This window comes from Hyalangium sp., from assembly GCF_035629615.1.
Taxonomy (GTDB): domain Bacteria; phylum Myxococcota; class Myxococcia; order Myxococcales; family Myxococcaceae; genus Hyalangium.
In genome coordinates this window covers 1-2,990 of sequence record NZ_DASPHO010000860.1, presented here as the reverse complement: position 1 = coordinate 2,990, position 2,990 = coordinate 1, and the positions used below count along the sequence as shown (strand labels likewise).

At 68.1% G+C, this 2,990-nt stretch carries 2 protein-coding genes and 1 pseudogene; 1 reads left to right on the top strand and 2 read right to left on the bottom strand.

From position 1 onward, the window contains the following. A pseudogene (locus VD972_RS43215) lies at positions 1-599 on the bottom strand (sensor protein); the annotation flags it as partial. 119 nt (positions 600-718) lie between these two features. Between VD972_RS43215 and VD972_RS43210 the strand changes: the two are divergent. After that, positions 719-1,501, top strand: a complete 783-nt coding sequence (locus VD972_RS43210) for a WbqC family protein (protein ID WP_324995581.1) — start codon at positions 719-721, stop codon at positions 1,499-1,501. 12 nt (positions 1,502-1,513) lie between these two features. Here VD972_RS43210 and VD972_RS43205 read toward each other — a convergent pair. Continuing rightward, a partial coding sequence (locus VD972_RS43205; protein WP_324995579.1) for an ATPase occupies positions 1,514-2,990 on the bottom strand: 1,477 nt, incomplete at its 5' end.

The following is a 2,990-nucleotide window of genomic DNA, read 5'->3' as shown; positions in this document are numbered from 1 at the left end:
TTGAGCCGGAAGCCATGGAAGCGCTCGAGGTTACCCACGGTAACGGGGTAGACCAGCTCGTCTCCCTCGAGCACGCCCACCGCCGCGCCTTCCGCATCGCACAGCGCCCGCGCCTGCTCGCAGATGCGTCGCATCACCCGGTGCCGATCCAGCCCCGCCTGCATGATGTCGCTCTGGAGCTGGATGATGTCCGCCAGCCGGGACAGCTCTCCCCCACCCCGCTCGCGCGGAGCCTGCTCGGAGGCGGCACGCCGCTGGGCCAGCAGCGTCAACCGGCCCTTCACGTCCATGGGCGCGAAGGGCGCCACCAGGTACTCATCCACGCCCGCGGCCAGCAGCGGCGCCAGCTCCTCCTCCGCCAGCGACGAGGCCAGCCCCAGCAAGAGCAGCCCGGGCGCGGAGCTGGCCCGCAGCCGCTCCAGCCACCGCACGTCCGCGGCCAGCCGCGAGGCCTCCACCCCCAGCACGTCCACCGGCTCACGGGTGAGGATTCTTCCCGCCTCCGCTGGGTCCGCTTCGACCGCAACCGCATGGCCCAGGCGGTTCATCTCCCCGACGAGCGCGGGGTATGGGTCAGCGGTGACGAGAAGAATTCTCATTTCTTAGTTCACGGGTGGGCCGACCGTGACAGATGAGTCACATTATTTTGGTTGTTGCTGGAAATGTCCATCCCAATACGTTTGCCCGGCTGTTCATGTCGGATGGTAGGCTCCCTTGCGTGTCTGGCACTCCGGGTGTCCTGGTCGCCGAGCAACCGCACTACCTGCCGTGGCTGGACTTCTACGAGCAGGTGGCGCGAGCGGGCACGCTGCTGATCCTGGACAACGTGCAGTGGCTGAGGCGGGGGTGGCAGCGGCGGACGCGGGTGGCGCTGCCTCACTCCGTGCCGACGCCTGCGCCCACGGAGCCGGGGTTCCAGTGGCTCACCATTCCGTTGGAGGGGGCGCACCAGGAGAGCCTGATCTCGGAGCTGGCGGTGGACGCCGGCCAGCCCTGGGCGCGCAAGCACCTGCAGGCGCTCGTCACACTCTATGGGGGGCGGCCGTACTTCCGCAGCCAGGTGCTGGCTCGGCTGGAGCCCTTCTACGCGGAGGCGGCCGAGGCGCGAGGGCCAGGCTCGCTGTTGCGCACGCTGATCGCCAGCATGGCGCTGTTCTACGAGCCGCTGGGGATCACACCGCGGGTAGTGCTGGCCTCCACGTTGGAGCGCCCGCACCCGGACAAGTCGGGGCGGCTGGCGGCGTACTGCGTGCAGCTGGGGGCGGACACGTACTACTCGGGGATGGGCTCGACGCTGTACCTGAAGCCGTCGCTCTTCCGGGAGGTGGGGGTGCGGGTGCTGTGGCAGCGCTTCCGCAACCCGGAGTACCCGCGAGGGCGCGAGGGCCGCTTCGTGTATGGCCTGTCCATTGTCGACGTGCTCTCCAACGTCCCGGTGGACGAGGTGCGCGAGTGGCTGAAGCCCTCACCCTATGGGCCCTTCGCGCCGCCGGCCGGCTGAGCCCCGGAGTGGCTACTCCGGAGTCCCGCTGGAGGCCAGGGTGGCGTTGCGATCCGAGACCTCCTTGTCGAAGCGCACGAAGTAGCTGCGCACGGCGCGGTCCAGGAGCACGGGGTTGAGCTGCGGAGGAATCCCCAGGTAGTTGGCCATGTCGATCACCTGATCGAGCAGATCTCGGGGCTGGCAGGCGGCGAAGGGGCGGCCGACGGAGCGGTAGTGCTTCTCGATGAGGTACTCGACCATCTCCGGATCGTACGGGACGCCGCGCTTGCGGCAGATCGCCTCGAAGATCTCGAAGAACTGGTCCTCGTCCGGGCGCCGCACCTCGAGCTTGTAGCGGACGCGGCGCAGGAAGGCGTCATCCACCAGGTCCGTGGGATCCAGGTTGGTGGAGAAGGCGGTGAACACGTCGAAGGGGACCTGCACCTTCTTGCCGGTGTGGAGGGTGATGTTGTCCACGTCGCTCTCGAGCGGGACGATCCACCGGTTGAGCAGATCCACGGGAGAGACCTTCTGCCGCCCGAAGTCGTCGATGAGCAGCATCCCGTTGGTGGCCTTCATCTGGAAGGGGGCCTCGTAGTACTTCACCTCGGGCGAGTAGATGAGATCGAGCGTCTCCAGCGTCAGCTCGCCGCCCACGACGACGAGGGGGCGCTTGATGCGGACCCAGCGCCGGTCGTAATGGGGGGTGGTGGCTTCGTCCTCGACGGCCTTGTGAAGGATGCCATCGTAGAGACGGACGATGAAGTCGTCGATCATGATGGCATGAGGGATGAAGATCTCCCCCTCGAAGCAGTTGACCATGCACTGGCAGATGGCCGTCTTGCCGTTACCGGGGGGGCCGTAGAAGAAGATGGCGCGCCCGGAGTTCATGGCGGGGCCGATGCCGTCGAAGATGTAGTCGCGGATGCTGAGGTCGCCAAAGCGATCCTCCATCTTCGCGCGGGTGATGCGGTTGCCGCGGACGGTCTGCTTGCGCACGGCATAGACCCAGTCCTCGATGGGAACGGGGGCGGGGCCGTTGTAGCGGTTGCGGTCGAGGATCTGCCGCATCAGCTCGGTGGCGAACGAGGTGAGCTGGTAGATCATCGTGGACTTGCCGACGCCGGAGCCGCCGCCACCGCGGATGTCCAGGTACTTCTGACGGCGCAGGCCCTCGATCACCTCGTCGACGATGGTGGAGGGCAGCGCGAGGCGGTTGCCGAGATCGATGCCGCGTATCTCACCGGCGAAGAAGACGGCCTTGAGGATGAGCTCCTCGACCATGGAGACGGTGAGGCCGGCCTCCTGGATGGTGCGGGGGGGCTGAGGCCAGAACGCCTTGGGAGGCGGTGCGGCGGGCTCGATGGCGCGGCGCTGGACGGTGGGCATGCGCCGCTCGGGGGTGGGAGGCGGCAGGGGTGCGGCAGCGCGGCGATCGGGACCGGGGAGCTGCGGGGCGGGGCCGGTGCGGCGATCAGGGCCGGCGTATTGGGTGGCGGAGCGGCCG